Below are 24,432 nucleotides of genomic sequence, written 5' to 3'. Positions count from 1 at the left end.
CCGATGACCCACATTTTCTTCACCGGCTATCCCGGCTTTCTCGGGTCTGCGGTGCTCGAACGAGTGCTTGCAGAAACCGACGAAGAGACGACCGTCACCTGCCTCGTCCAGCCGAAGTTCATGAAAAAAGCCGAGCGTCGGCTTCCGGTCATCGCGGCGTGGGCAGAGACGAGTCCGGAACGCGTGTCGCTCGTCACGGGCGACATCACCGCCGAAAACCTCGGGCTGGGCGACGTCGAAGCCCTCTATGACACGGTGGATACGGTGTTCCATCTCGCCGCCGTCTACGACCTCGGCGTCTCGCGCGAGGTTGCGTGGGCGGTGAACGTCGAAGGGACGAAAAACGTCCTCTCGTTCGCGCAGGCCGCAGATGCAGACCGCTTTCACTACGTCTCGACGTGCTACGTGAGCGGTGAGCACGACGGTATCTTCGAGGAGACCGACCTCGACGTGGGCCAGTCGTTCAACAACCACTACGAGGAGTCGAAGTTCGAGGCGGAAGTTGCGGTTCAGCAGGCCACGCGCCGCGGGTTGGCGACGACCATCTATCGCCCAGCTATCGTCGTCGGTGACAGCGACACGGGCGGGACGCAGAAATTTGATGGGCCCTACTATCTCCTCCAGTGGATGCTCAGACAACGAAAGCGCGTCGTCCTCCCCGTCGTTGGCAACGCGAATCGAACGGAAGTGAACCTCGTGCCCCGCGATTTCGTTGCGAGGGCGATTGCACACCTGAGCCAACTGGAGAACTCGAAAGATACGGTGTACCAGCTCTGTGACCCAGACCCACCGACGGCCGCCGAAGTGCTCTCTGCGTTCGAGACGGCCACCGACCGAACCCTGCTTCGGATTCCGATGCCGAAAGTCGTGGTACAGAACGCTCTCGACTACGTGCCGGGCGTCTACGACCTGTTCAAGATTCATCCGGCGGTCGTCGACTACTTCGACCACCCGACGAGCTACGTCTGCCCGAACACGATTCGTGATTTACACGGGTCGGGTATCGCGTGTCCCCCGCTCGTAACCTACGCCCCCGCGCTCGTTTCGTTCATGCAGAAACACCCCAAACTGGGCTGGGACGCGATGGTCTAAACTGCTCATACAGCAAGCGTTAACCCCCACTATCATGGACATTTTTACATGTCTGCTGCACGCGCCAGTTTCAGAGCGGGGGTTATCGACTGCATCCCGCTCATGCTCGGCGTTATTCCGTTCGGACTTATCGCGGGCGTCGCCGCCGTCAGCGCCGGGATTCCGGCGGTCCACACGGTTGGGATGTCCGTCATCATCTTCGCGGGCGCGTCACAACTCGCCGCCATCGAACTCATCGGCCAAGACGCCCCGGCGCTGGTCATCGTCCTCACGGTGCTCGTTATCAACCTGCGGATGATGATGTACAGCGCATCGCTCGCGCCACATTTTCAGAAGTTGAACGAACGCTGGAAGGTGTTGCTTTCCTACATCCTCACAGACCAGGCGTTTGCGGTATCGATTATCAAGTTCGAGCAAAGCGACGTGAAAAAACACTGGTACTATTTTGGCGTGGCCATCACCCTCTGGGTCGTTTGGCAAATCGCCACCATCGTGGGAATCGTCCTCGGCGCGAGCATTCCCGCAGAGTGGAACCTCGGCTTTACCGTCCCGCTCATCTTCCTCACCTTGCTCATCACCGCGATGAAAGACCGGCCGTCGATTGCGGCGGGCGTCGGCGGCGGCGTGATTGCCGTCGTGGGCGCAGGACTGCCGTTTAACCTCGGCTTGCTCATCGGCTCGCTCTGTGGCATCGCAACCGGCCTCCTCGTCGCAGAGAGGTGGGCGTAGATGCCAACGTCAATCGAGCCGACGCTGCTCTGGGCCATCATCATCGCGGCGGGCGTTGGCACGTTCCTCATCCGACTGTCGTTCATCCAGTTGTTCGGACAACTCGATGACCTCCCACCGCGCGCAGAGCGCGCGCTGTCGTTCGTTCCGGCGGCGGTGCTCGCCGCCCTCGTCATCCCGAGTTTCGTCTTCGTCGATGAATCGCTCGCGCTCGGCATCGGCAACGAAAAACTCCTCGCTGGGCTGGTCGCGGGTGCGGTTGCGTGGCGCACCGAGAACATGGTGGCGACGATTGTGACGGGCATGGGCGTGCTCTGGACGCTCACGTTCGTGCTTTAGGCGACAATCGACGGCCACACGCGGAGCAATAGGCTGAACAACACCGTGAGCACGAGCGCCATGAGCACGTCGAGCAACGCTCCTGCGCGAAGCATCTCCCCGCGAGTGAGTTCGCCCGTACCGAACACGATGGCGTTTGGCGGAGTGGCAACCGGAAGCGCGAACCCGAAGCTTGCGGCGATGGCCCCCGAGAGCGCAAGCGTGAGCGCGACGGCCACCGGGGCTGCACCAAACGCGCCACCGGTTGCAAGCCCGGCCGTGATGAGCAGTGGGGCGAGAATCGCGGCCATCGCGGTGTTCGAGGCGAGTTCGCCCGCGAGAATCGTGACGATGATGATGACGAACAGCAAAACGAAAAGCGGCGCGTCCATCACCACGCCGAAGGTGTTGGTCGCAAGCCATTCGGTTGCCCCGGTTTCGGTGAGCGCGTTCGCGAGCGAGAGACCGCCGCCGAGCAACAGGAGCGTCCCCCAGTCGATGGCGAGGAGGTCGTCCCATTCGACGGTATCTGCGAGCAGGAGTGCCGGAATCGAGAGCAGGCCAACGACCACGAAGTAGAGTGCGCCTTGATGGCCGCCAGCGCCGACGAGGCTCGGTCCGGAGCCGCCAAAGAGGGTTACGTACAGCCGCGGGGAAAGCATGCCTTCAAAGAGAAAGCCGAGGCCACCGAGTATCCACAGCGTCGCCGTCGCACCGAAGATGAGTGCGACGCGTTTCGCTTGCGGTGAGAGTGGCCCGTCTGCTTCGAGCATGGCGCGTGTCTCGTCGCGGACCGCGGACACGTCGTTGGCCGCGGGTGGGAACACGACGAAGGTGAGGACGTACCAGACGAGTGGGAGTGTGACGATGACCACGGGCAGGCCAATCGCGAGCCACTCGACGAAGCTAATCTGAATGTCGGCAAACTCAGCGAGGGCTGCGACCACGATGGCGTTTGGCGGCGTCCCGATGAGGGTTCCCACACCGCCGACGCTCGCGGCGTAGGCCGTCCCGAGGAGCAACGAGCGGTGGAGATTCGAGTGGGCTTCGTGCTCCCCCGTTACCTGCGTCGCGAGGCCGAGGGCGATGGGTGCCATCATCGCCGTGGTTGCCGTATTCGAAATCACCATCGAAAGCAGTGCGGTCGTCACCATCACCGCGAGGACGAGCCGACGCGGAGAGGTGCCGAGGCGAACCAAGAGTACGTAGGCGATTTTTCGGTCGAGGTTCTGGCGCTGGAGTGCTGCTGCGAGCATGAACCCCGAGAGCAGTAAGAACACGATCGGGTCTGCAAATCCGGTGAGAGCATCGGAGAGGCGTGGAAACACGCCAAGCAGCGTCAGGCACACCGGTATCAAGAGGGCAGTCACTGGGAGCGGGAGTGCGCCCGTAACCCAGAGAATCGCGGCGAACAGCCCGGTCGAGAGCGCGAACTGGCCTGCGTGGTCGAGTCCAGCGGGCGTGGGAAGGGCGGCGAACACGCAGGCGACGACGAGAGCGAGTCCCACCAACAGCACATTTCGCAGCCCCATTGAGAACACAATTGTCGCCTATCCGCAAAAGTACTTGCAGACGGACTGTCACAACAGCTAAACCGCTCACCTCAGTAGCCACGGCTAATGGCAGACGAACCGATTGCACTCGGGCATGAGCCAAACTGGATTGTCGCCGTCTTCGGCCTCGTCGGCGCTGGCCTCGGCGTCGTTGGCCTGCTCGGAACCCTCTTACTTGGACAGTTTCTTGGCTCGATATTCAGGCTCGTCGCGGTCGCCATAACGCTCCTCTCCGGGCCGCTCCTCGCGTTCGTGTATGGCCTGTGGAATGTCGAAGCAACCCCGCTTTCCGTTGGGCGACAGAGTGTCGCTGGCTACCTCCTTTGTGGACTGCTCGCCGTGTTCATCCTCTCGCTGGGCGGTGGGCTTCCAGTCATCCAACTCAGTCTGGGTGTGGTTGCCTTTTCACTTCCGACGGGCGGCGTCGGCGCTGGCGTGGCGTATCTGGCTCACCGTGCGGACTGAAAAAAGTGCGTCTCAGCAGTAGGCAGCGGTCGCGTACACGGTGCCGTCTGCGGTGATGCGCACGCCCACGCCGAGCGAGCGGGCGTTGTCGAGGCCGATGTACCCTGCGTCCGTCGTGGTGTTCAGCCACTGGTTTACGAGTGCGGCGGCGACCGCCTGCTCATCGGCGTTGATGCGTTGTTCGCCGTTTACCGTGTAGTAGGAACCCGCGGTGGTTTTCCCGATGCTCTCTGCGCCGCGGTGGTAGTAGCCCTTCGAGTCGTCTAAGATTTTACACTGTTCGTAGAGTTCGTATTTGCGGTAGCGATCTTCGACCGTCTCGCCATTCGGTGACTCGTGGGCGTAGTACTCGCCGTCCGCCATGTCCGTGCTGTGGTACAGCGCCATCTCGGTCAACTCGTCTTTGAAGCGAAGTTCGCTAATCTCTTGGTCTGCCCGCGCTGCGTTGATTTCCTCATAGACGAGAACCGCGACCTTCGTTTCGTTAAACGAGTCGGGGTCAGTCTCTGGTACTGCCGTGGTTTGCGTTTCTGTAGGCGTGTCGGTGGCCTGCGCTGTCTGCTCTGTGTCGTTCGTTTGCGTCTGCGTGCTGTCTCCCCCAATGTCAAAATCGCCGCCCTGATTCTTCGCAAGTTGCATCCCCAGCAACCCTCCAACCGCGAGGGAGGTAAACACGATAACCGCCAGAATGATGATAACGGCTTTGTTTACCATTGTCGATATATACGAAGAATAGATAGATTAACCTATCGGACGGTCAGGATGAACTGACTATCAATTTGGGTGTACTGAACCCTCCCGCAAGCCGGCCCATCAATCCCTAAAACTATCGGATGAGCCACTGTGAACAACGTTTTCAGACCAGTTTATCGAAGCGGTTCACGCAGCCATAGTTCCGGTCCCCAGTGTGGTCGAAACAGATAGTACTAGAAAACCGACAGAACGACACTCATGGTTCAGGACTGGTGGATGTCGTGGCAGTGAGCGTGTCCACAGCCCGCAGCACGTCACCCGGGTCGATAACGGTGCCCTGCGAACAGAGGTCGCGGTACGCCATGACCGCCTCACTGCCCGCGTAGTTTCGTGCCTCGAACGGCCGCTCTTCGACTATCAGCAGGCGGGTTGCTTCGCCGGCAAGGTCGAGGATTGCGCGATTCCCGATGCCGATTTCGACGTCCGCGAACACCGTCACGTCAGCCTCGTGGACGAGTGTTCTCGCAGCAGCGACCGTGTCCGCAGAGAGCGGCGCGAACGGCTCTTCGACCACGGCTTCGAGACCGAGCAGTCGAGCGGTTTCGAGGTCTGAATCGCCTTCGTTGAGCGCGCCAACGGTCACTTTGTAGCCCGCCGCAGAGAGCAGATACTGAAGCCGAGAACTCGTTCCGCCGCCGCCGATGACGTGAACGTGCGCATCCTGTTCGGTGCCCATCTCGGGAAGTGCCGTGACGTAGACGGAGTGGGTCACTGGGTGGCGGGCGACGACTGCGCGGGTGTCGAACGCCGCCGCGAGGGCGTCTTCGGTGAGCACGTCCTCCGGCGGTCCTGCGGCGAGCACCTGCCCGTCGCTGAGCAACAGGAGTTCGTCGCAGTAGTGGGCGGCGAGATTGAGGTCGTGAATTGCAGCGACAGCAGTTTTCCCTTCTTCGACCAGCCCCGAGACGAGTTCGAGGGTTCTGACCTGGTGGTTGATGTCGAGGCTCGCGGTTGGCTCGTCAAGCAAGAGCACGGGCGTCTCTTGGGCGAGTGCGCGGGCAAGGATGACGCGCTGGCGTTCGCCCCCCGAGAGTTCATCGACGGTTCGGTCTGCGAACTCGGTGGTCTGGGTGCGAGAAAGCGCGCGCGACACCGCCGTCGCGTCGTCCTCGGTTCGCCGGTCGAAGCGCGTTTTGTACGGGTTTCGGCCCATCGCCACCACCTCGCGGACTGGGAACGGAAACGCGACGGTGGTGTCCTGTGGGACGGTCGCTACGAGTTGGCTGACAGCTTTCGCAGAGAGCCCGCGAATTGACTGGTCGTCGATTGAGACGGTGCCGGCATCCGGCTCGATTGCGCCGTTGAGGACGCGGAGAAGCGTGGTTTTTCCTGCCCCATTGGGCCCGATGAGGCCGACGAAGGTTCCCTCCTCGACGCTCGCAGAAATCGAATCGAGTACCGAGACGTTGCCGTAGGAAACGGAGATGTCGTCGAGCGAAATCATAGGCGGTGGACCTCCCGGCGGCGAAGGAGATAGAGGAAAAAGGGTGCGCCGAGGGCGGCGGTCACAATGCCCACCGGCAGTTCGGCCGCGCCCGCCCGCGCCACGGTGTCGGTCGCTACGAGGAACACGGCTCCGGCAATGGCGCTCGTCGGCAGCAGGATGCGGTGGTCGGGGCCAACGAGCAGGCGCATGACGTGGGGAACGATGAGGCCAACGAAGCCGATGACGCCGGAGACGGCGACCGCGGCGGCGGTGACGATGCTCGCAACGGCGAGGAGGATGCGTTTCGTGCGCTCGACTTCGACGCCGAGTGAGTGGGCGTCCTCCTCGCCCATGAGCAGGATGTTCAGGTCGCTCGTGTAGGCGAACAGAATCCCGACGCCGACGACGACGAAGGGGAGCGTCGTGGTGACGCTTTCCCACGTGCTCGAATGGAGATGGCCCATGAGCCAGAACACGGCTTCTCTGAGGCCGTCACCGCTCTGGAGCAGCGCGTAGGAGATGACCGCGCCGAGAAACGTCTGGACAGCGACGCCCGCGAGCAAGAGCGTGGCGACGGGCGTCCGCCCGTTTTCTGTTGCGAGGATGTAGACACCGAAGGCGGTGACGAGCGCCCCGACGAACGCCGAGAGCTGGAGGCCAAAGGGGACGGCGAGAGGGAACGCGATGGTCATGACGGCTCCGAGCGCCGCACCCGAGGAGACGCCGACGATGGAGGGGTCGGCCATTGGATTGCGGAAAAAGCCCTGCATTACCGTGCCCGCGGTTGCGAGGGCGACGCCGACAATTGCCCCGAGCAAAATTCGGGGTAAACGAAGTTTGAACACGATGGTTTCGCTCGTTTTAGGGACTGGAAATGAAAAGAGTGGGCGTGTTGCAAGGTCGAAACCCGGCCACGGAAGGCCCGCGTTGGTGAGCGGGAGTGGGACAGAGCTCATGTGCAGCGAGAGGCCCGTTGGAACGACGAGCGTGTGTTGGAGGAGAACCTTCGCCACGATGAGCGGGTCGATTTGTACCGGACCCATGGCGGCGCTCACGAGAATAACGCAGAAAAGCGCGACCAGTAGGCCCGAGACCCACGCGGTGAGACGAAGCTCTTGACGCATGTATGAAAGCGTGCTTGCATTAGGTAAATACTTATTGTATAACCGGCGAGGGGGAAGTACGATGCACAAAAATTTCGTGCGGCTCGTCGCCGTTTTTGTGGTGGTCCTCGCTGGGGTCGGCCCCGCGATGGCTGTCACACCGGGCCAGACACACGCGATGACACAGGAATCCTGTAGCTTCCCATTCACCGCGACGGATGCGACAGGAACCGACGTCACCGTTGACGCGGAAGTCGAATCGGTCGTCGCGCTCCAACCGAGTGCGGCCCAGACAATGTGGGAAATCGGTGCCGAAGAAAAAGTGACGGGAATGCCCGTGAACGACTACACGAGCGACCTTGCGGGCGCAGAGTCCCGAGAGAACATCGTCGCGGAAGACCAGTTCACTGTGAACGTAGAGAAGGTTGTCGCGCTCGACCCTGACCTCGTTCTCGCGCCGAACATCGTCCCCGACAACACCGTGAGCAAACTCCGTGACGCGGGCCTCACCGTCTACAAATTCGAGTCAGCCGCCTCCATTGAGGCGGTGTACGAAAAGACGCTCCTGACCGGCAAGCTCGTCGGTGCCTGTGGCGGCGCACAGGAGCGCGTTGACGCGATGAAAGCCCAAGTGGATACGATTGAGCAAGCCACGGAAGGCGAGGACAAACCGCGCGTCCTCTACCTGACCGGAGGGTTTACCGCCGGGAACGGAACGTTCATCCACTCGCTCATCGAGCGCGCGGGTGGCCAGAACGTCGCCGCTGAGGCAGGCATTTCGGGCTACGCGCAGATTTCAGACGAGGTCGTCGCGGAGTACGACCCCGAGTTTATCGTCGTGGACACGGGCGTGCCAGAGCCGCGAATCCCAGAAAAAGAACCGTACACGAACACGACGGCCGTCAAAGAGGGCAACGTCGTGGTGCTTGAGGCGAACGAACTCAACCAGCCTGCACCACGCATCGTGAACCCACTCACGCAGATGGCGAAGGCGTTCCACCCCGAAGCCTACGCCGCAGCGAACATCACCGAGACGGAAACTACTGCACAGCAGACGGAAATGACCGATGGCGCAACGTCTGGAACAACGACGGAACCGACCGCCACGACCAGCACCGACGGGCCGGGCTTCGGCATCACCGCCGCGCTCCTCGCGCTCGTCTGTGCCGCGCTGGTCGCACTGCGTCGAACCTAACTTCCACCGCTTTCTCGCGGGCTTTTCGACAACAGAAGGCGTTTAATCCGTGACCGCTGATTGAACTGTATGGTCGAGAACGTCATCTGGCCCGCCTATCTCGATGCGGAACTCACGCGCAGCGAAGGCCGTCGCGTCCCAGAAGACCTCGCCGTCACAGACCCCACGGTCGAGGAGATTGCGAAGGCCGTCCAGCAGGTCGGCTACGACGCAGTCATCGAACGGAACAAAGCCTATTCACGCGAGTTCGAAGAACGCGGTCGCGTCCTCGTGAAAAACGCAGACGACGCCGGAAAGAGCGATCTCATCCAAGCCGTCGCCGTCTACGTCGGAGTCCTGCGCGAATGAAGCGCGTCGGTGAGGTTTCCCGGGTCGCCCAAGGCCTCGCAATCGTGCGACTGCCCGGCGAGGAGCATCCGAACATCGGAACGGCCGTCATCGACGAGAATCTGGACGAAGTCGGGCGCATCGTGGACGTGTTCGGTCCCGTCTCGAACCCCTACGTCGCCATCTCTTCTGACCGGCGTCCGGCGACGCTCATCGGCGTGAAACTCTACGCCCGGTAGCGAAACGGAAAAGGCGGCGGCTCACAACGTTTCAGTATGGAACACCGTTCGCGGATGTATCTCGCAACCGCCGCGACAGTCGGCATCTTTCTGCTCGTGCAGATGGGCGCGCTCGCGCTCGTCCAACCGTTCGACGCTGCTGGCTATCAGGCAGTTGAGAACCCCGACGACCCGACGAACAGTTTCGTCTATCTCGCCGCCATCCTCGTCGCCACCGGCGTCATGTTGCTCGCGTTTAAACTCGACTTGACGTGGGTGATTCGCGGCCTCATCGTGTTTTCGAGTTCGCTCGTCTCGCTCTACGTTTTCAGCATCCTCATCCCACCCGTCGTGACGACGACGATTGGCGGCAGCGCGGTGAACGTCCTCCCCTTTGTCGCCGCGGGCCTGCTCGGGATTCTCCTGCTCGCCTACCCCGAGTGGTACGTCATCGACGCGGTCGGCATCGTGATGGGCGCTGGCGCGGCGGGGCTGTTTGGCATTAGCTTCGGTCTCCTGCCCGCAATCGTGTTGCTCTCGGCGCTCGCCATCTACGACGCCATCAGCGTCTACGGGACCGAACACATGCTCACGCTCGCGGAGGGCGTGATGGACATCAAAGTCCCCGTCATCCTCATCATCCCCCTCACGCTCTCGTACTCGTTTCTCGCAGAAGATGCGGGCGACGGGGTGACCGAAGACGATGAAGAAACAGACGAAAGTGAAGATGATGGCTCGCGCGACGCCTTCTTCATCGGCCTCGGTGACGCCGTCATGCCAACTGTGATGGTCGCAAGCGCGGCTGTGTTCGCCCCCGCGCCGATGTTCAACCTCGGGGTACTGACGCTGAATCTCCCCGCGCTCACGTCGCTCATCGGGACGCTGCTGGGGCTGCTCGTGTTGATGTTCATGGTGATGAAAGGCCGCCCGCACGCCGGATTGCCGCTCCTCAACGGCGGCGCAATTGGAGGGTACTTGCTCGGCGCGCTCGTGAGCGGGATTTCGCTGGTACAGGCGGTCGGGTTGGCGTCGTATCTGTAAACGATTCCTTACTGGGTTTCTGAGGTCACCTGACCGGTTGTATTTCGATTTCTCCCCCAGCCGTAATTTGAATTTTCAGTTCCGCTATTCCATTATCGAGCGTGAAATCCAACCTATTCGTCGTCTCATTCTCTAGCATCACTAAGACGGTATACTCGGGATTCGAGTCGGGTGCTGGGATTCCCTCCTCGAACTCGTGGCTGCGGCCAGAGCCGACCAACATGTTGTTGTTAAATGCAGTCGAGAACCCCAGACCGTGGTCATCAAATATCGTAATCGAAACCACCACCATGTGATTCTGGTCGTGGTCGTTTTCGATAGTAATGGGGTAGTACTCACTCCCGCCGAGAGGAGCGTTGCAACCAGCTATCGCGGTTCCAGTGACCACAGACGCAAGTGTTAGAAAATGACGACGAGTCGAACCGGGCGACATACGCCACCCTTCTCTCAAATTGGCTAAATATTTTCTCCTTATTCGCCCGTCAACGCCTGACTCGCGGGCGAGAACTCCATTTCTTTACCCAAGTCCTGCTCGACGGCTTTCTCGTAGAGCATCTGCGCCGCCGCGACGGTTTCGATGGCCGTGCCGCCGCTGTCGAAGACGGTGATGTCCTCGGCAGATTCGCGGCCCGGCACTTCTCCGGCGACGACCTCCCCGAGTTCGGCGTAGATGTCGTCTTCGGTGACCGCGCCCTCTTCCATGGCGAGGAGGAACGACCCGGCGTCAGAGAGTGCCCGCGTACGGAGGTCCGGGACGTACTTCGCGCGCTGGATGGTCGTCGCGTCGAGTTCGCGCTTTTTCGGGTGGTATTGGCCCATCGCCGTGACGTGCGTCCCCGGCGAGAGAAGGTCGCCGTCGAAGACGGGTTCTGTGGCCTTCGTGGCGGTGATGACGATGTCCGCGTCTTCGACGGCAGCCGCGCTTGAGGCGACGGCGGCGACGGTGGCGTCTAACTGTTCGTTGAACTCGGCGGCGAACGCCTCGCGGTTCTCTTTCGTGGGTGAGTAGACGTACACCGAGTCGAGGTCGCGGACGATTGCGGTGGCTTTCAGTTGCCCGCGGGCCTGTGCGCCGCTACCGATGAGCGCTAGCGTGGAGGCGTCTTCGCGGGCAAGTGCATCGACGCCAACCGCGCCGACGGCACCGGTTTTAAACGGGTTGATGTTCGCGCCGTCTAAGAGCGCCTTCATCGCGCCGCTCTCTGCGTCGAACAGCGGGAGGACGAACTGGGCGTCGCGGTTGCCAAAGCCGGCGGCGTACATGTAGCCGCCCATCGCGCCCATTTCGGGGAGGATGGCGAGATAGCTCGTGAGTTTTCCCGGTGGGGAGTCGTTAAAGAGGCTGGTTCGTGGCTCTGCGGGCGCACCGGTTCCGCGCTCGCGGTAGCCCTCGCGGACGGCCGCGACGTACTCTTCAGGTGTTGCGAGTCCGTTCAGTGCATCGCTCGGGAGAAATCTAACTGCACCGCTCTCATGAGGCATACGCCTGAGTTAGGGGGTCTGTGTCTTAGGTGTGGTGACAGCAGACCGTGTGACAAAAAAGACCGGAAAAGGAAAAAGAACGGAGTCGGTGACGAGTATTAGTCTGCAGAGCCGATTTTCGGCGGTCGTTCGTTGGTCGTTTGGGGTGCCGGTGTATCGACGGGGCCGTTTACGAACAGGCCGTGTCCGATGAGGGCGACACTCACGAGTGCGGCGATAGGAACTGCGGTTGTGAGTTCAAAACCGATGAGTGTGAGCAATGCGGTGATCCCCCCGAGAGATACAGGGATGAGACCAAGGATAATGTCGTAATAACCCGTCATAATCTGTTAGTAACAAGGGGAATTAGATGTATAAGTGTTTCCCATAAGTGGGTGGTATTATTCTAAGAAGGTAGTCCGCCCATTTCAGGTACGTTTTTACAATTATTCCCATAACTTATGGAGGAGCCTTGTGGTGTGAAAACCGACTCCCAACGCCTCCGTTTCGAACATTCGTGATATTTGAAACAGTTTTTGAAAAGGGCAGGAAAAATATATGTTTGGAAACTGACGGCGAAATTTGGCCCAAACTGTAGGCTCTTGAGGTATGAGAACATAGCGCAATGGGCGAGTGCATCCACCCAACACAGCGTAACTGCTGTTACTGTCAGCTCGCACGATACAGATAGGAATGCCGGTGTGGCCCGGCACGACCTATCATCTGCCGATACCGACGACTTTTCAGCCTCGGCAAGCAATTGCCCGTTCAGTGAACCATAACGACCGGTCTATCGTTGGGCTCGTGATGGTCGCCCACGCGATGGTCCACACCTACGAACTCTCGGTTCCCATCCTGTTGCTCATCTGGATGGCAGAGTTCGGCGTGAACGAGGCCACCATCAGCCTCGTCGTCTCCGCTGGCTTTGCGCTGTTCGGCCTCGGCGCGCTTCCCGGTGGGGTGCTCGTCGATAGATTCGGCTCCGGCCCACTCATCACCGCCTGTTTGCTCGGGATGGGCGGCTCTTTCTTGCTTCTTGGTCTCGCGCCGAACCTGCTCGTCGTCGCCGCCGCGCTCTTGCTCTGGGGGCTCGCCGCGAGCGTGTATCACCCCTCCGGCCTCGCGCTCATCAGTCGTGGCGTCACCGAGCGCGGCAGCGCCTTTGCCTACCACGGCATGGCGGGCAACCTCGGCATCGCCCTCGGCCCGCTCATCACCTCGCTGCTCTTGCTCGTCTACGATTGGCGCATCGTCGTCGGCCTACTTGCCATCCCCGCCGGGGCCGCCGCACTCTACGCTGCGCGCGTCAACGTCGATGAGCGCGCCGCGGTCTCCGCAGACGGCGGCAAGAACGCAGAGAGCGAACCCATCTCATCGGTGTCTGAGTTCGTCGAAGAGTCGCGTGCGCTGTTCGTCGGTGGCTTCGCGCTCGTGCTCACGGTTGCCATGATGTCCGGCCTCTACTATCGTGGCTCGCTCACGTTCCTGCCCGCGCTCATCACCGAGTTCCTCGGCTTCGACGGCGCGACCGTCACCGTCGCTGGCTTCGCCTTCGACATCGCGCGCGATGAACTGAGCCGCTACGTCTACTCCGCGCTCCTCATGGTCGGGGTCATCGGCCAGTACACGGGCGGCAAGCTCACCGACCGCTTCCCCGTCGAATACGGCATCCTGTTCGGGTTCGGCGCACTCGCGCTCATCGCGTTGCTCATCGTCCCCGCCGCGAGCGCGGGCGTCATCCCCTTCCTGCTTATCGGCGTTGCACTCGGCTTTACGCTGTTTCTCGTCCAGCCAATCTATCAGGCGTCCATTGCGGAGTACTCGCCCGCCGAGGCGCGGGGGCTCTCGTATGGCTACACCTACCTGTTTGTCTTCGGCGTGGGGGCGATTGGCGGCGTCATCGCCGGGACGCTGTTGACCTACTTCTCACCAATGGTGCTGTTTACGGTGCTTGCAGGATTCGGCGCGATTGGCTCAACCCTCGGCTTCGTCCTCATCCGGCGGTCTCAAGACGTGTAGGCCACGGCCGTCCGGAACGGGACGAGCAACACGAGGCCGACGAGAATCGAGACGATGACGAACGCGATGGCGAACCCACCGGGGAAAAATTCTGTCGCACGGAGCGCCTGTCCGATGAGCGCCGCGCCCACCCACGCGCCGGCGGTTCGACCGATTGTGGCTTTGAGGTCACGACGGCGACCGTCGTAGAGGCCCGCGAGGGGCGCGACGAAAAGCCAGCCCAGTAAAAACGGGGAAGTCGTCATAAGGAGGCCTTGCGTGCCGTGTTCCATCTGCCCGAGAAAGACGAACAGCGTGATGAGCGCGACATCACCGAGCGCGAGCAGTGCGGTACGCGGCGTTACAGCGACACGAGCGGAGGCGGTGTCACTCATTGCTCAGTCTCATCGCTCCTCGATAATGGGCGAATCGTTTTCGGTCGCCACGCCGACGACGGTGTAGCCAAAGCCGGTCTCTGGAACGGTTGGTTCGAGGCCCGCCGCTTTCACCAGTCCCGCGAGTTCATGTGGCGTGTCGAACGTCGAATCGAAGCCGACGAGACGTTCGAGTGCGACGAGCGCCCCACCGCGCAGCGTTTCGGGGTTGAACTCACGGATGACAACCACGCCGCCGGGGCGCACGACGCGCGCGGCTTCGCGGACGACCGCCCGATGGTTCGGCATATGGTGGAGGGCGTCTACGATGACCACCGCATCTACGCTGTCGGTGGCGACCGGCAAACGTGTTGCATCGCCCTGTGCCACGTCGAGACCGTGTGTGCGCGCCTCCGCGAGCATCCCTCTCGCGGCGTCAACGACGATTCTCTCTGTCGCTGTGAGCGCCCGCGACGCCCGCCCGGTGCCGCCACCCACATCGAGGACGCGCTCTATGGGGCGAGTGGCGCGAGACAACCCGGCTTCGAGCGTGGCCCTATCTGCTGCGGGCATCGCCCGTTCGTACGCACTGGCAAACCGGTCGAACAGCGTGACGTCGCGGCCGGGTCCCATACGGAAATGTTGTGACCGAAACGTCTTAGATTCACCCCAGTCAGGTTGTTACTCAAAGCATGACAAGTATTAAGATAATCACGAAACATGTCGGAGTATGAACCGACTCCTCCCTCTTTTTCTCGCCCTCCTCGTCTCCCTCGCAGGTTGTGGTGCGGTCAGCCAAACGAACCAGCAACTTACGACCGACGCGCCAGCAACTACCGGGACTGAAGCGGCATCCCAAAACGCAACGGAAACGGCGACAGCGGCCACAACGCCGAACACGGCGGCTACACCGGATTCCTCGTCCTCCGCGACAACAACGGCTGAGTCAACGCAGACTCCACAGGTGACGACGACTGCAGCGACGCCAGCCACGACGACGCAAACGCCGACTACGACCACCACGACACAGACACCTGTCACCACGACAGCAACTTCTACGCAGACTGATACGCAACCTGCTCCGGCGGGCGCCACGGGTGGCGGGAGTAACACACCATCAGAAAGTGAGTCGACGACCGAGCAGACGACGACCGCGGCACCGACGCAGGATACCACGGAGTCACAGACGCCAGAACCTGAGCCGCTTGGCCGGTTTGAGGGGCCGACGTACACCGACGTAGAAATCACCAACAGCCCACTCGCCTCGCTCAGCGCAAGCCGCCTCGTCTCGGCCCACGAAGCGACTCTCAACGATTTAGAGAGCGTGACCAGCTTTGGGCGCTACTGGTCTGAAAACGAGCTCGAAGAGCGCGTCTTCCACGCAGAGGAGACCATCGAAATCGACGAGAGCCGCGACGTGTCTCACCTGCACTGGGCAGACCGCGTGACGAACGCAGGTAGTACGACGCGCCACTTCGACCGCCGCGTGACGACTGATTCGTGGACGGCGTACAACGCGACGACGGTGTTCCCCGAGAAACCGACGAACTATCTCACGGGCAAAGTCTGTGAACCGTACCAAGACGACTCGCTGCGCGTGCCGGTTGACGTGGCGTCGGTCGCGGACGTAAACCGCCTTTCCTACCTCATCACCGAACTCGACTTCCGACAGGTCGAGACAATCCGCTACGACGGCATGGACGCGACCGTCTACGCCACTACCGACCCGAAAGATACGCTTTTGACGGGGTCTGACACGACCCTCGAAGAATATCGTGCCATCCTCGTCGTCTCAGAGTCCGGGCTGGTGCAGTACTCACACACCTCCGTGACGCTCACCAGAGACGGCGGGACCGTCACGTTCGGAGAGACGCGCACACTCCGGGACATAAACGACACCACCCTCAGTCCCGCGGCGTGGACCGACGAGGTCGAACTCGGCGAAAACTGCTAGTCGAAGCCTACTTCGCCATCAGCCACGACGGAGTGTGTATGGAGTACGCGGTGCTCGGCTGGCCGCCCGATGGGCCAAAGCTCAGACTCGATTACCGCCAGTTTTCGTATGCTGGAAAGTTCGTCATGTCGAACACCGGCAAGGCCGTCGCCCGCGAGGATCAGGAACTGCTCGGCGCTCTCGCGTTCAACGAAGACCGCACCGACGAGACGACGCTCTGGCTCCGGTACGTGACAGTCAGAGGCGACCGCCGCGGTGAGGGTATCGGCGCATCGCTCGTTTCGTTCGTGACCGAGGTCGCCCACGAGCGCGGGTACGAAACCGTCAAAATCGCGGTTAACAACCCGTTTGCGTACGAAGCCGTCTGGAAAGCCGGGTTTGGCTACACGGGTGAGCAAACGGGGATTGCAGAACTCGTCTGTGCGCACCCCGGCACGCGGACCCAAGCACGATATCAGGACGGCCTCGACGTCTACCGAGCGCGCGAGGGATTGTCGGCTGAAGAACGCTCGTTTCTGGCGCGCAAAGCCGCGGCTCAGCCGCCAAAATAAGGGAAAACTCGGTTGCCGTTACAGTCGCTTTACGTTCTGTGCGCGAGGACCGTTGTCCGTTTCGACCACGTCGAACTCAAGCTCCTGACCCTCTTCTAAGTCGGGGCCGCCGATGTCTTCCATGTGGAAGAACACATCGTCGTCGTAATCGTCGGTCTCGATAAATCCGTACCCCTTCCGGTCGTGGAAGAAGGTCACTTTGCCTGTAGCCATTCGAAAGCTCCGCCCTTCTATAGCCTCTCTGACGATAAATAGCCACCGCCGGTCGGGGGATTCAAACACGCTGCGCCGAATAGAGGCGGTATGGGAAATGCAGACCTCCGCCAACTTGCGGCCATTGAGGACATCCCCTTCGAGAAACTGAAGGGCTCCGTCGTGGCCGTTGACGCCCACAACTGGCTGTATCGCTACCTCACGACGACGGTCAAATGGACACGCGACGAGGTGTACACCACGAGCGAGGGCGCGGAAGTCGCAAATCTGATAGGCGTGATTCAGGGACTGCCCAAGTTCTTCGAGAACGACCTGACGCCGGTGATGGTGTTCGACGGCGCGGTCACCGACTTTAAAGAGGCCGAAATCGAAGCGCGCCGCGAACAGAAACAGAAGGCCGAGAAAGCCGCAGAAGAGGCCAGAGAGCGCGGCGACGCCATCGAAGCGGCCCGACAGGAAGCCCGCACGATTCGGCTCACCGACACCATCCACGAGACGACGCGAACGCTGTTCGAACTGCTCGACGTGCCGGTCATCGAAGCGCCCGCAGAGGGCGAGGCACAGGCCGCCTATATGGCGCGAAATGGCGATGTAGATTACGTGGGAAGCGAGGACTACGACACGCTGTTGCTCGGCGCGCCGTACACGCTTCGCCAGCTCACGAGCAAGGGCGACCCCGAGCTGATGGATTTGGCGGCGACGCTCGAAAAACACGACATCACGTGGGAGCAGTTGGTCGACATTGGCATCCTCATGGGCACCGATTTCAACGAGGGCATCTCGGGGATTGGCCCGAAAACCGCCGTCAAGTTGGTCAAAGAACACGGCGACCTCTGGGCGGTGCTGGAAGCGAAAGACGCGTACATCGAACACGCAGACATCATCCGCGGGCTGTTTCTCGAACCCGACGTGACCGATGACTACGCGTTCGATACGGACATCTCGCCTGATCTGAAAGCGGCGAAAGCGTACGTCACCGAAACGTGGGAAATCCCCGCAGACAAGGTTGCCCGCGGCTTCGAACGCATCGAAGCGTCGGTTGTTCAGACCGGCCTCGACCGCTGGACCTGATTACGCGACTGCCTGTGCGAGGTCGAACTGGGCGGCTATGTCGTTGTTTCCGTAGTGCGTGAGCATGCGTTCTAGTTCCTCGAGCGCCGTCGTGGAACCCTTCTTCGCGTCGCAATAGCTGAGATAGTACTCACCGAGAATCGGAATGTCGGACGGGCGGAGTTCTGGGGGCGACGGATTGAGGCCTGCTTCTGCCCGTTCTTTGGCGAGCGGGATGCCGTGGTCGAACTCCTGCCACATCGTCCGGGGCACGGGTTGGCCAGTCGCCCGAGAGACGGCGTCTTCGAACGACAGCGCGGCACCGAACTTCGTCCAGATGGGCTTTTTCAGGTCGATGCTCTTGGTGCCCTGCAGAAACTCCGCGACGAGCGGTGAGACGGTATCTTCGACGTGCGCTTCCTGTGCGGCGAGCGACGGTCTCCCAGCGAGGTGGATGAAGTCGAACGACTCACCGTTGTAACTGTACACGACGTCTGGATTTTTCTCGAGACACCATTCGACCGCCGACTCGATGACGGCCAATTCGCTCTCCGGGCTCGAATCTTCACGGAAGAACACCGCCGTCGATTGCGAGCCGTCCGGGTCGATGGCTCCCACGTTGATGGTAAAAATTTCGAAATCTCGAGGATTTTGAAAGTTCGGTCGCTGTCCAGTGTCGAGAGTCGGTGACATCGTTTCGATATCGATGGTCACAACAGGCGGTTCACTACCAGTCATATCTTAATTATTGATGAGTTTCATATATGTTTTTTGCTAGTGATAGTCTTGAATAGTTATCAGTAGCGCACCCACCCCCGAAGTTTATCTTGTTTCCGTGAGAGTTTTGTTTCGATGAAACGGCCAACGCCGCAACTGGGCACCGAAACGGACACCTTGGGCGCACGAATTGTCGCCTGGCTTATCGACGCGATTCTCATGGGACTTATCACCGGTGCGCTCGTCGCACCGCTCAACGTCTTCGGGAATGGGGGCGTGACGCTTGGCGGGTCGATTGGCCTGCTCTTGACGCTCGCGTACTTCATCTACATGGAGGCCACCTACGGCCAGACGTTCGGGAAACGGCTGATGAAAATCGTCGTCGTGAAAGAAGATGGCGGGCCAACCGACATGGAGGCGTCACTGATTCGCAACGTCCTCCGGCTGGTGGATAACTTTCCCTTCATCTACCTCGTTGGCCTGCTGTTCATCTGGTTCAGTGACCGCGACCAACGCCTTGGCGACATGCTCGCAGATACGGTGGTCGTGAGAGTAGACCCACAGGCATAGACGAATCAGAGGGAACGGTTTTCAGAGTCGGGCTATCTTCTGTTGGTATGGACCTCGCAGTAATCGAGCGACTCATCGAGGAGGAAATCGAGGGTGCAGAGGCGACCGTGAGCGACCCACGAAACGATGGCGAACATCTCGCCGCGCTGGTCGTCTCCCCGGCGTTCGAGGGGAAAACGCTCGTCCAGCAACACCAGATGGTGTACGACGCGCTCTCAGAGCACATGACGACGGACATCCACGCGCTCGAACTGAAGACGTACACACCGGAGGAGTACGACGCCCGCCAGTAGCCGGAACGTTGACCGCTTTCGATGCCTTTTACGCCCCATGCGAAGGAGTCTCTACTACGCATGAGTGACCAGGAGTTTAGGATCGAACGCGACAGTCTCGGAGAGATGCAGGTACCGGCAGACGCGTACTGGGGTGCCCAGACCCAGCGCGCGATTCAGAACTTCCCCATCTCGGGAATTTCCTTCGGGCGACGGTTCGTCCGCGCGCTCGGCGTCGTGAAGAAGGCCGCCGCGCAGGCGAACAAGGACCTCGACATGATTCCCGCGGACAAAGCCGACGCCATCATCGAGGCCGCAGACGAGGTCATCGCGGGCGAACTGGACGACCAGTTCCCCGTCGACGTGTTCCAGACCGGTTCTGGTACGTCCTCGAACATGAACGCAAATGAGGTCATCGCCAACCGCGCCACCGAGATTTACGGCGGCGAAATCGGTTCTCGGGAAATTCACCCGAACGACCACGTCAACTTCGGCCAGTCCTCTAACGACGTGATTCCGACGGCGATGCACGTCGCCGCCTACGAGGCCGTCGAGAAAGACCTCCGCCCGGCGCTCGAACAACTCCGCGACGCCCTCGCCGCGAAAGAAGAAGAGTTCGACGACGTCGTGAAAACCGGCCGCACCCACCTGCAGGACGCGACGCCGGTTCGTCTCGGTCAGGAGTTCGGCGGCTACCGCACGCAGGTCGAAAAGGGACTCGTCCGTCTCGACAACATCGGCCCGCACCTCGCTGAACTCGCCCTCGGTGGTACGGCCGTCGGCACGGGACTCAACACGCACCCAGAGTTCCCGGAGAAAGCCGCGCAGTACATCGCAACGGAGACCGGCCTCGCCTTCCGCGAAGCCGACAATCACTTCGAAGCACAGGCCGCCCACGACGCGATGGGCGAAGCACACGGCGCGCTGCGCACCATCGCAGGCTCTCTGAACAAGATTGCAAACGACCTGCGTCTGCTCGCCTCCGGGCCGCGCAACGGCCTTGGTGAAATCGACCAACCGGAGAACCAGCCCGGCTCGTCGATTATGCCCGGCAAAATCAACCCGGTGGTTGCAGAGGCCGTCAATCAGGTGCACAAGCAGGTCGTCGGCAACGACGCCGCCGTCGCCGCGGGTGCCGCAGAGGGACAAATTGACCTGAACCTCTACAAACCGGTGCTCGCCTACAACTTCCTCCAATCCGCAGAACTCCTCGCAAACTCGTCTGCGGTGTTCGCAGAGCGCTTCGTCGCCAAACTCGAAGCCGACCGCGAACACTGTGCAAACCAGGTCGAACAGAGCATGGCACTCGCTACGGCGCTCAACCCACAGATTGGCTACGACAAGGCCTCTGACGTGGCGAAAACGGCACTCAAAGAAGGCAAGACCGTCCGACAGGTCACGCTCGAAAAGGGCTACCTCACCGAAGACGAGGTCGATAAAGTGCTCGACCCAATCAAGATGACCGAGCGCGGCATCCTGAGCAAGGACGACTAACGGCGCACGTTCGACTACCTCTCTGTCGCCGAGAATTATTATTTTTCGAGAAAGTGGATGACAAAAACCTTCTTATTACCGCGCCGGAGAATGCATACTATGGCAGATGCCAAACGCGAACTCGTCGAGTGCATCGAAGCGTTCGGTGAGGACGCACTCCGCGATATCTGGCTTTTTAATCCAACTCGCTACGAGGCGCTCTACATTCGTGATGACGTGGAGGCGAACATCGAGGATATCAACGTCAATAATTTCGTGGATAACGAACGCTACGGCTACATCACCCGCGATACGTACAACGCCCTCTCACACGCGGCCTACCAGTATTCTGTACATGGATTCGACGAGTTCGAGCAGTTTCGAACCTTCTTCGGCGAGGAAACGACCGACTCTGGCGTGTTCATCAGCCTAGATGCACACAACGGTGCCTACGACTTTGGCGACCTCTACGACAAACTGATGACCTACGCAGCCCGCGTCGACCTTTCGAGCGTTACACCCGAGAACGTCGGACAGTGGTCTGGCGATTAAGGATGTTTTGCCGCTTTTTCTGACGACCCGTCAACGACGGCGGAGAACGGTGCCGGATAACGTGTGGAGATACGTCTTCACCACGTACGGAGGGCACAATGACAGCGACAACGACCACCGCGCCCACCGCGGCTTCCGATTCGGGACTCACGTACGTAGACCCGCGGGCACCGCGCTTTGGGCAGGCCATCACCGCGACGGTGCTCACGGCTGGCGTGGTGTTGGCAGAACCCCTCTTCATCTACGCCATTGCCGCGATTCTCGGGATGGCACTGCTTTCGGGGTGGCGACTCGACCTCTATGGATTTAGCTGGCGGACCGTGATGATACCGCTTGTTGGGCCTCCAGAACGGCGCGAACCAGCCGCACCACATCGGTTTGCGAAACTTATGGGCGCGGGGTTCACCGTCCTAGCGAGTGCGTTGCTGCTCGCGGGCGTCCCACTCGCGGCCTACCTCCTCGCCGGGATGGTCGCGGTGCTCGCCGGAGTGGCCGCCACGACTGGCTTGTGCATCGGCTGTCGGATGTACCAGCAGGTTTCGTTCTTCCGCCGACTCGGCGTCGTCTAAGCCGAGCGATTGCAATGTCAGACCGTAGACGTGCTCAAGTAGAGCAACTGGTTGAACGCGTCTTCGACGGCGTTGATGACCGAATCGAGCGCTCAATAGCGGTGAGAGTACGGCGGCGGCGACTGGATGGTTTTTTGCCCATCGATACCCCATCGTCGAGTAATGAGTGAGTACGACTACGAGGAACTCGGTCTTATCGCGGGACTCGAGATTCACCAGCAACTCGATACCGCGAGCAAACTGTACTGTAACTGCCCGACGGTGCGTCGAGAACCCGAGGAATCGGTGCGCTCCTTTACTCGCTATCTCCATCCTACGCGCTCTGAACTCGGTGAACTCGACGACGCCGCCGTAGAAGAGAGCCGCGTCGAACGCGAATTCACCTATCTCGCCTTCGACTCCACCTGTCTGGTCGAAGAGGACGATGAACCCCCACACCGCTTAGACCACGAGGCCGTCACCGTGGCGCTCGAAGTCGCCCAACTGCTCGACATGGAGGCGCTCGACCAGGCCCAAATCATGCGGAAAATCGTCGTTGACGGCTCTAACACCTCCGGCTTCCAGCGCACGACGCTCGTCGCAAACGACGGCGAGATTCAAACCTCAGAGGGCGCAGTCGGCATCGAAGACCTCATGCTCGAAGAGGAGAGCGCCCAGCGCATCGAAGAATCGGACCGCGCGGTCACCTTCGGCTTAGACCGCCTCGGCATCCCGCTGGTCGAAATCGGCACCAAACCGGACATCCGCACGCCCGCACAGGCCCGCGAAGCTGCAGAGCAAATCGGGATGCTCCTGCGTTCGACGGGGCAGGTCAAACGCGGGCTCGGCACCATCCGCCAAGACGTGAACGTCTCCATCGCAGACGGCGCGCGTGTCGAGATGAAAGGCGTCCAGAGCCTCGACGGCATCGAAGACCTCGTGGCAAACGAGGTTCACCGACAGGTGCGCCTGCTCGAACTCAAAGACGAGCTGGCAGAACGCGGCGCGACCGTCGGCGAGGTGCAGGACGTGACCGCGGTGTTCGAAGACTCAGAAAGCGGCGTCATCAAAGGCGCACTCGACGCGGGTGGGAAGGCGATGGCCGTCCCCCTATTCGGTTTCGACGGCCTCGTCGGCGCGGAGATTCAGCCAGACCGCCGCCTCGGCACCGAGTTCGCAGACCACGCAAAACGCAACGGCGCGGGCGGCATCTTCCACACCGACGAACTCCCTGCCTACGGCGTGACCGAGGACGAAGTCTCCGCCCTCCGCGAAGCCGTTGGCGCGGGCGAGGACGACGCCGTCGCGATGGTCGCCGCTTCCGCAGACGTGGCAGCACAGGCAATCGAGGCCGTCGCCGCCCGCGCACAGGTCGCCCTCGAAGAAGTGCCAGAAGAGACACGCGGCGCGAACGAGGACGGCACCTCCCAGTACCTCCGCCCGCTCCCCGGCGCGGCGCGGATGTACCCCGAGACGGACGTGCCGCCGGTTGACTTAGACCCGTCCGAGGTCGAGATTCCGGAACTCCTCACTGAAAAGGTCGAACGCTACCAGCAAGAGTTCGGCTTCACCGAGGATTTGGCAAACCAGATGGCCTACTCCCGGCGCATGCCGTTGTTCGAGCGCGGCATCGAGATGGGCGTGGACGCGAACACCGCCGCGAACGTTGTCGAGAGTACGGTCATCGAACTCCGCCGCGACGACGTGCCCGTGACGAAACTCACCGAATCACACTTCGAGGGTGTCTTCGCGCTGCTCGCAGACGGCGACCTCGCAAAAGAGGGGATTCCAGAACTCCTCACCGCGCTCGCGGAGAATCCGGAACTCGACGCAGAAACCGCCGCAGAACAGGAAGGTCTCGGCTCTGCTGGCGAAGACGAAGTCCGCGACATCATCGTGGAAGTCGTCGAACGCAACGAGGAGCAGGTCAAAGAACAGGGCATGGGCGCGTTCTCCGCGCTCATGGGCGAGTCGATGGGTGCACTCCGCGGTAAAGCCGAAGGCGAAGTCGTGAGTTCGATTCTCCGCGAGGAGATTCAAAAGCGATCGTAACGGTCGCGACCTGTTTTTTCGTACCGCTTACGCGCTCTGTGGCCGCATGTTCGAAAGGTATTTTGCGAGGTCTGTGGTCGTAATCATGCCCAACACGTCGTCGCCGTCTACGACGGGCATGTGGTGGAAGCCGTGTTCTATCATCTCGTCTGCGACGTCGCTGATGGGGCGTTGGGCCGTCGTGGTGATGACGTCCGTCGTCATGTAGGCGGACACGGGCGTCTGGTCTTTTGGCTTCTGCTCTGCGACGATTTTTACGAAGTCGGTAGTCGTGAGGATGCCCGCGAGTTCGTTGTTGTCGTTCGTGACGATGACCGACCCGATTCGGTGTTCGAGCATGAGCTGTGCGGCCTCCTCTACGAGCGTGTCCGGAGAGACGGTCTTGATGCCGGTCGACATGAGTTGCGCCACAAAAATATCTTCCATA

The 24,432-nt window shown here is 61.0% G+C and carries 30 protein-coding genes; 18 read left to right on the top strand and 12 right to left on the bottom strand.

What is annotated here, in order from left to right; translation table 11 throughout:
* Positions 1–3 precede the first annotated feature (3 nt).
* The 3 genes from V5N12_RS09875 to V5N12_RS09865 are packed head-to-tail and all read left to right on the top strand — an operon-like array spanning position 4 to position 2,160.
* Positions 4–1,092, top strand: coding sequence for an SDR family oxidoreductase (locus tag V5N12_RS09875; RefSeq protein WP_332898998.1), 1,089 nt, complete (start codon positions 4–6; stop codon positions 1,090–1,092).
* 48 nt (positions 1,093–1,140) lie between these two features.
* The gene (locus V5N12_RS09870) at positions 1,141–1,821 is read left to right on the top strand and encodes an AzlC family ABC transporter permease (RefSeq protein WP_332898997.1); all 681 of its coding nucleotides are present in this window, start codon (positions 1,141–1,143) and stop codon (positions 1,819–1,821) included.
* A complete protein-coding gene (locus tag V5N12_RS09865; RefSeq protein WP_332898996.1) occupies positions 1,822–2,160 on the top strand; it encodes an AzlD domain-containing protein in 339 nt (112 codons plus the stop codon).
* Here the strand turns inward: V5N12_RS09865 and V5N12_RS09860 are convergent.
* Positions 2,157–3,671 carry an SLC13 family permease gene (locus tag V5N12_RS09860; RefSeq protein ID WP_332898995.1) on the bottom strand — a complete coding sequence of 505 codons (1,515 nt, stop codon included), beginning with the start codon at positions 3,669–3,671 and terminating at the stop codon, positions 2,157–2,159. The genes V5N12_RS09865 and V5N12_RS09860 overlap by 4 nt on opposite strands.
* Positions 3,672–3,758: 87 nt before the next feature.
* On the opposite strand from V5N12_RS09860, the gene V5N12_RS09855 reads away from it, so the two are divergent.
* Complete coding sequence (locus V5N12_RS09855; protein ID WP_332898994.1) at positions 3,759–4,157, top strand: hypothetical protein; 399 nt, start codon at positions 3,759–3,761, stop codon at positions 4,155–4,157.
* 12 nt (positions 4,158–4,169) lie between these two features.
* Here V5N12_RS09855 and V5N12_RS09850 read toward each other — a convergent pair whose 3' ends face one another.
* The 3 genes from V5N12_RS09850 to btuC form a co-directional block, all read right to left on the bottom strand.
* Positions 4,170–4,871, bottom strand: coding sequence for a CAP domain-containing protein (locus tag V5N12_RS09850; RefSeq protein ID WP_332898993.1), 702 nt, complete (start codon positions 4,869–4,871; stop codon positions 4,170–4,172).
* 235 nt (positions 4,872–5,106) lie between these two features.
* A complete protein-coding gene (locus V5N12_RS09845; RefSeq protein ID WP_332898992.1) occupies positions 5,107–6,354 on the bottom strand; it encodes a heme ABC transporter ATP-binding protein in 1,248 nt (415 codons plus the stop codon).
* Positions 6,351–7,460, bottom strand: coding sequence for a vitamin B12 ABC transporter permease BtuC (gene btuC, locus V5N12_RS09840; protein WP_332898991.1), 1,110 nt, complete (start codon positions 7,458–7,460; stop codon positions 6,351–6,353). Before btuC ends, V5N12_RS09845 begins: the two co-directional genes overlap by 4 nt.
* A gap of 61 nt (positions 7,461–7,521) precedes the next feature.
* On the opposite strand from btuC, the gene V5N12_RS09835 reads away from it, so the two are divergent.
* The 4 genes from V5N12_RS09835 (at position 7,522) to V5N12_RS09820 (ending at position 10,220) form a co-directional block, all read left to right on the top strand.
* Positions 7,522–8,634: a PGF-CTERM-anchored ABC transporter substrate-binding protein gene (locus V5N12_RS09835; RefSeq protein ID WP_332898990.1), complete on the top strand. Its 1,113-nt coding sequence runs from the start codon at positions 7,522–7,524 to the stop codon at positions 8,632–8,634.
* 69 nt (positions 8,635–8,703) lie between these two features.
* Positions 8,704–8,982, top strand: a complete 279-nt coding sequence (gene srp19, locus V5N12_RS09830) for a signal recognition particle subunit SRP19 (protein ID WP_332898989.1) — start codon at positions 8,704–8,706, stop codon at positions 8,980–8,982.
* Positions 8,979–9,200 carry an H/ACA ribonucleoprotein complex subunit GAR1 gene (locus tag V5N12_RS09825; protein ID WP_332898988.1) on the top strand — a complete coding sequence of 74 codons (222 nt, stop codon included), beginning with the start codon at positions 8,979–8,981 and terminating at the stop codon, positions 9,198–9,200. Before srp19 ends, V5N12_RS09825 begins: the two co-directional genes overlap by 4 nt.
* Positions 9,201–9,236: 36 nt before the next feature.
* On the top strand, positions 9,237–10,220 hold the full coding sequence (locus V5N12_RS09820; protein WP_332898987.1) for a presenilin family intramembrane aspartyl protease PSH: 984 nt from the start codon (positions 9,237–9,239) through the stop codon (positions 10,218–10,220).
* Between the two features lie 25 nt (positions 10,221–10,245).
* Here the strand turns inward: V5N12_RS09820 and V5N12_RS09815 are convergent, their stop codons facing one another.
* The 3 genes from V5N12_RS09815 to V5N12_RS09805 all read right to left on the bottom strand — a co-directional run bounded on the left by V5N12_RS09815 (position 10,246) and on the right by V5N12_RS09805 (position 12,025).
* On the bottom strand, positions 10,246–10,653 hold the full coding sequence (locus V5N12_RS09815; RefSeq protein WP_332898986.1) for a hypothetical protein: 408 nt from the start codon (positions 10,651–10,653) through the stop codon (positions 10,246–10,248).
* Between the two features lie 38 nt (positions 10,654–10,691).
* The gene (locus V5N12_RS09810; RefSeq protein WP_332898985.1) at positions 10,692–11,702 is read right to left on the bottom strand and encodes an ornithine cyclodeaminase family protein; all 1,011 of its coding nucleotides are present in this window, start codon (positions 11,700–11,702) and stop codon (positions 10,692–10,694) included.
* 98 nt (positions 11,703–11,800) lie between these two features.
* Positions 11,801–12,025 carry a hypothetical protein gene (locus V5N12_RS09805; RefSeq protein WP_332898984.1) on the bottom strand — a complete coding sequence of 75 codons (225 nt, stop codon included), beginning with the start codon at positions 12,023–12,025 and terminating at the stop codon, positions 11,801–11,803.
* A 427-nt stretch (positions 12,026–12,452) separates the two neighbouring features.
* Here V5N12_RS09805 and V5N12_RS09800 point away from each other — a divergent pair, with 427 nt between their 5' ends.
* Positions 12,453–13,700 carry an MFS transporter gene (locus V5N12_RS09800; protein WP_332898983.1) on the top strand — a complete coding sequence of 416 codons (1,248 nt, stop codon included), beginning with the start codon at positions 12,453–12,455 and terminating at the stop codon, positions 13,698–13,700.
* On the opposite strand, the gene V5N12_RS09795 is transcribed toward V5N12_RS09800, so the two are convergent.
* Together V5N12_RS09795 and V5N12_RS09790 are read right to left on the bottom strand one after the other, a co-directional pair.
* Positions 13,688–14,074 carry a DUF3054 domain-containing protein gene (locus V5N12_RS09795; RefSeq protein WP_332898982.1) on the bottom strand — a complete coding sequence of 129 codons (387 nt, stop codon included), beginning with the start codon at positions 14,072–14,074 and terminating at the stop codon, positions 13,688–13,690. The genes V5N12_RS09800 and V5N12_RS09795 overlap by 13 nt on opposite strands.
* A 9-nt stretch (positions 14,075–14,083) precedes the next feature.
* Positions 14,084–14,686 carry a class I SAM-dependent methyltransferase gene (locus V5N12_RS09790; protein WP_332898981.1) on the bottom strand — a complete coding sequence of 201 codons (603 nt, stop codon included), beginning with the start codon at positions 14,684–14,686 and terminating at the stop codon, positions 14,084–14,086.
* A gap of 97 nt (positions 14,687–14,783) precedes the next feature.
* Here V5N12_RS09790 and V5N12_RS09785 point away from each other — a divergent pair, with 97 nt between their 5' ends.
* Positions 14,784–16,007 (top strand): hypothetical protein, encoded by a 1,224-nt coding sequence (locus tag V5N12_RS09785; protein WP_332898980.1) that lies wholly within the window; start codon positions 14,784–14,786, stop codon positions 16,005–16,007.
* 38 nt (positions 16,008–16,045) lie between these two features.
* Positions 16,046–16,558: a GNAT family N-acetyltransferase gene (locus V5N12_RS09780; RefSeq protein ID WP_332900088.1), complete on the top strand. Its 513-nt coding sequence runs from the start codon at positions 16,046–16,048 to the stop codon at positions 16,556–16,558.
* An 18-nt stretch (positions 16,559–16,576) separates the two neighbouring features.
* On the opposite strand, the gene V5N12_RS09775 is transcribed toward V5N12_RS09780, so the two are convergent.
* Positions 16,577–16,771 carry a cold-shock protein gene (locus V5N12_RS09775; RefSeq protein ID WP_332898979.1) on the bottom strand — a complete coding sequence of 65 codons (195 nt, stop codon included), beginning with the start codon at positions 16,769–16,771 and terminating at the stop codon, positions 16,577–16,579.
* A gap of 90 nt (positions 16,772–16,861) precedes the next feature.
* Here V5N12_RS09775 and fen point away from each other — a divergent pair, with 90 nt between their 5' ends.
* Complete coding sequence (gene fen, locus V5N12_RS09770; RefSeq protein WP_332898978.1) at positions 16,862–17,842, top strand: flap endonuclease-1; 981 nt, start codon at positions 16,862–16,864, stop codon at positions 17,840–17,842.
* Here the strand turns inward: fen and V5N12_RS09765 are convergent, their stop codons facing one another.
* Positions 17,843–18,559: a hypothetical protein gene (locus tag V5N12_RS09765; protein WP_332898977.1), complete on the bottom strand. Its 717-nt coding sequence runs from the start codon at positions 18,557–18,559 to the stop codon at positions 17,843–17,845.
* Between the two features lie 114 nt (positions 18,560–18,673).
* Here V5N12_RS09765 and V5N12_RS09760 point away from each other — a divergent pair, with 114 nt between their 5' ends.
* The 6 genes from V5N12_RS09760 to gatE all read left to right on the top strand — a co-directional run bounded on the left by V5N12_RS09760 (position 18,674) and on the right by gatE (position 24,005).
* A complete protein-coding gene (locus V5N12_RS09760) occupies positions 18,674–19,108 on the top strand; it encodes an RDD family protein (protein WP_332898976.1) in 435 nt (144 codons plus the stop codon).
* A gap of 47 nt (positions 19,109–19,155) precedes the next feature.
* On the top strand, positions 19,156–19,401 hold the full coding sequence (locus tag V5N12_RS09755; RefSeq protein ID WP_332898975.1) for a BolA family protein: 246 nt from the start codon (positions 19,156–19,158) through the stop codon (positions 19,399–19,401).
* Positions 19,402–19,461: 60 nt separating this feature from the next.
* Positions 19,462–20,874, top strand: coding sequence for a class II fumarate hydratase (locus tag V5N12_RS09750; RefSeq protein ID WP_332898974.1), 1,413 nt, complete (start codon positions 19,462–19,464; stop codon positions 20,872–20,874).
* Between the two features lie 99 nt (positions 20,875–20,973).
* Positions 20,974–21,405, top strand: coding sequence for a DUF7522 family protein (locus V5N12_RS09745; RefSeq protein ID WP_332898973.1), 432 nt, complete (start codon positions 20,974–20,976; stop codon positions 21,403–21,405).
* 98 nt (positions 21,406–21,503) lie between these two features.
* Entirely contained in the window at positions 21,504–21,974 is a 471-nt protein-coding gene (locus V5N12_RS09740) for a DUF4395 domain-containing protein (protein WP_332898972.1), read from the top strand.
* Positions 21,975–22,136: 162 nt separating this feature from the next.
* Positions 22,137–24,005, top strand: coding sequence for a Glu-tRNA(Gln) amidotransferase subunit GatE (gene gatE / locus V5N12_RS09735; protein WP_332898971.1), 1,869 nt, complete (start codon positions 22,137–22,139; stop codon positions 24,003–24,005).
* Positions 24,006–24,032: 27 nt separating this feature from the next.
* Here the strand turns inward: gatE and V5N12_RS09730 are convergent, their stop codons facing one another.
* A complete protein-coding gene (locus V5N12_RS09730; protein WP_332898970.1) occupies positions 24,033–24,431 on the bottom strand; it encodes a CBS domain-containing protein in 399 nt (132 codons plus the stop codon).
* Between the last annotated feature and the right edge of the window lies 1 nt (position 24,432).

This window comes from Haladaptatus sp. CMSO5, from assembly GCF_036689885.1.
GTDB lineage: Archaea > Halobacteriota > Halobacteria > Halobacteriales > Halococcaceae > QDMS2.
Note: the sequence above shows the minus strand (reverse complement) of the source record. Positions and strands in the feature narration are given on the sequence as shown.

Excerpts from the sequence above, each read along its gene's own strand:
- V5N12_RS09875 (WP_332898998.1), top strand. The coding sequence starts at position 4 with ATGACCCACATTTTCTTCACCGGCTATCCCGGCTTTCTCGGGTCTGCG.
- V5N12_RS09870 (WP_332898997.1), top strand. The coding sequence starts at position 1,141 with ATGTCTGCTGCACGCGCCAGTTTCAGAGCGGGGGTTATCGACTGCATC.
- V5N12_RS09865 (WP_332898996.1), top strand. The coding sequence starts at position 1,822 with ATGCCAACGTCAATCGAGCCGACGCTGCTCTGGGCCATCATCATCGCG.
- V5N12_RS09860 (WP_332898995.1), bottom strand. The coding sequence starts at position 3,671 with ATGGGGCTGCGAAATGTGCTGTTGGTGGGACTCGCTCTCGTCGTCGCC.
- V5N12_RS09855 (WP_332898994.1), top strand. The coding sequence starts at position 3,759 with ATGGCAGACGAACCGATTGCACTCGGGCATGAGCCAAACTGGATTGTC.
- V5N12_RS09850 (WP_332898993.1), bottom strand. The coding sequence starts at position 4,871 with ATGGTAAACAAAGCCGTTATCATCATTCTGGCGGTTATCGTGTTTACC.
- V5N12_RS09845 (WP_332898992.1), bottom strand. The coding sequence starts at position 6,354 with ATGATTTCGCTCGACGACATCTCCGTTTCCTACGGCAACGTCTCGGTA.
- btuC (WP_332898991.1), bottom strand. The coding sequence starts at position 7,460 with ATGCGTCAAGAGCTTCGTCTCACCGCGTGGGTCTCGGGCCTACTGGTC.
- V5N12_RS09835 (WP_332898990.1), top strand. The coding sequence starts at position 7,522 with ATGCACAAAAATTTCGTGCGGCTCGTCGCCGTTTTTGTGGTGGTCCTC.
- srp19 (WP_332898989.1), top strand. The coding sequence starts at position 8,704 with ATGGTCGAGAACGTCATCTGGCCCGCCTATCTCGATGCGGAACTCACG.
- V5N12_RS09825 (WP_332898988.1), top strand. The coding sequence starts at position 8,979 with ATGAAGCGCGTCGGTGAGGTTTCCCGGGTCGCCCAAGGCCTCGCAATC.
- V5N12_RS09820 (WP_332898987.1), top strand. The coding sequence starts at position 9,237 with ATGGAACACCGTTCGCGGATGTATCTCGCAACCGCCGCGACAGTCGGC.
- V5N12_RS09815 (WP_332898986.1), bottom strand. The coding sequence starts at position 10,653 with ATGTCGCCCGGTTCGACTCGTCGTCATTTTCTAACACTTGCGTCTGTG.
- V5N12_RS09810 (WP_332898985.1), bottom strand. The coding sequence starts at position 11,702 with ATGCCTCATGAGAGCGGTGCAGTTAGATTTCTCCCGAGCGATGCACTG.
- V5N12_RS09805 (WP_332898984.1), bottom strand. The coding sequence starts at position 12,025 with ATGACGGGTTATTACGACATTATCCTTGGTCTCATCCCTGTATCTCTC.
- V5N12_RS09795 (WP_332898982.1), bottom strand. The coding sequence starts at position 14,074 with ATGAGTGACACCGCCTCCGCTCGTGTCGCTGTAACGCCGCGTACCGCA.
- V5N12_RS09790 (WP_332898981.1), bottom strand. The coding sequence starts at position 14,686 with ATGGGACCCGGCCGCGACGTCACGCTGTTCGACCGGTTTGCCAGTGCG.
- V5N12_RS09785 (WP_332898980.1), top strand. The coding sequence starts at position 14,784 with ATGAACCGACTCCTCCCTCTTTTTCTCGCCCTCCTCGTCTCCCTCGCA.
- V5N12_RS09780 (WP_332900088.1), top strand. The coding sequence starts at position 16,046 with ATGGAGTACGCGGTGCTCGGCTGGCCGCCCGATGGGCCAAAGCTCAGA.
- V5N12_RS09775 (WP_332898979.1), bottom strand. The coding sequence starts at position 16,771 with ATGGCTACAGGCAAAGTGACCTTCTTCCACGACCGGAAGGGGTACGGA.
- fen (WP_332898978.1), top strand. The coding sequence starts at position 16,862 with ATGGGAAATGCAGACCTCCGCCAACTTGCGGCCATTGAGGACATCCCC.
- V5N12_RS09765 (WP_332898977.1), bottom strand. The coding sequence starts at position 18,559 with ATGACTGGTAGTGAACCGCCTGTTGTGACCATCGATATCGAAACGATG.
- V5N12_RS09760 (WP_332898976.1), top strand. The coding sequence starts at position 18,674 with ATGAAACGGCCAACGCCGCAACTGGGCACCGAAACGGACACCTTGGGC.
- V5N12_RS09755 (WP_332898975.1), top strand. The coding sequence starts at position 19,156 with ATGGACCTCGCAGTAATCGAGCGACTCATCGAGGAGGAAATCGAGGGT.
- V5N12_RS09750 (WP_332898974.1), top strand. The coding sequence starts at position 19,462 with ATGAGTGACCAGGAGTTTAGGATCGAACGCGACAGTCTCGGAGAGATG.
- V5N12_RS09745 (WP_332898973.1), top strand. The coding sequence starts at position 20,974 with ATGGCAGATGCCAAACGCGAACTCGTCGAGTGCATCGAAGCGTTCGGT.
- V5N12_RS09740 (WP_332898972.1), top strand. The coding sequence starts at position 21,504 with ATGACAGCGACAACGACCACCGCGCCCACCGCGGCTTCCGATTCGGGA.
- gatE (WP_332898971.1), top strand. The coding sequence starts at position 22,137 with ATGAGTGAGTACGACTACGAGGAACTCGGTCTTATCGCGGGACTCGAG.
- V5N12_RS09730 (WP_332898970.1), bottom strand. The coding sequence starts at position 24,431 with ATGGAAGATATTTTTGTGGCGCAACTCATGTCGACCGGCATCAAGACC.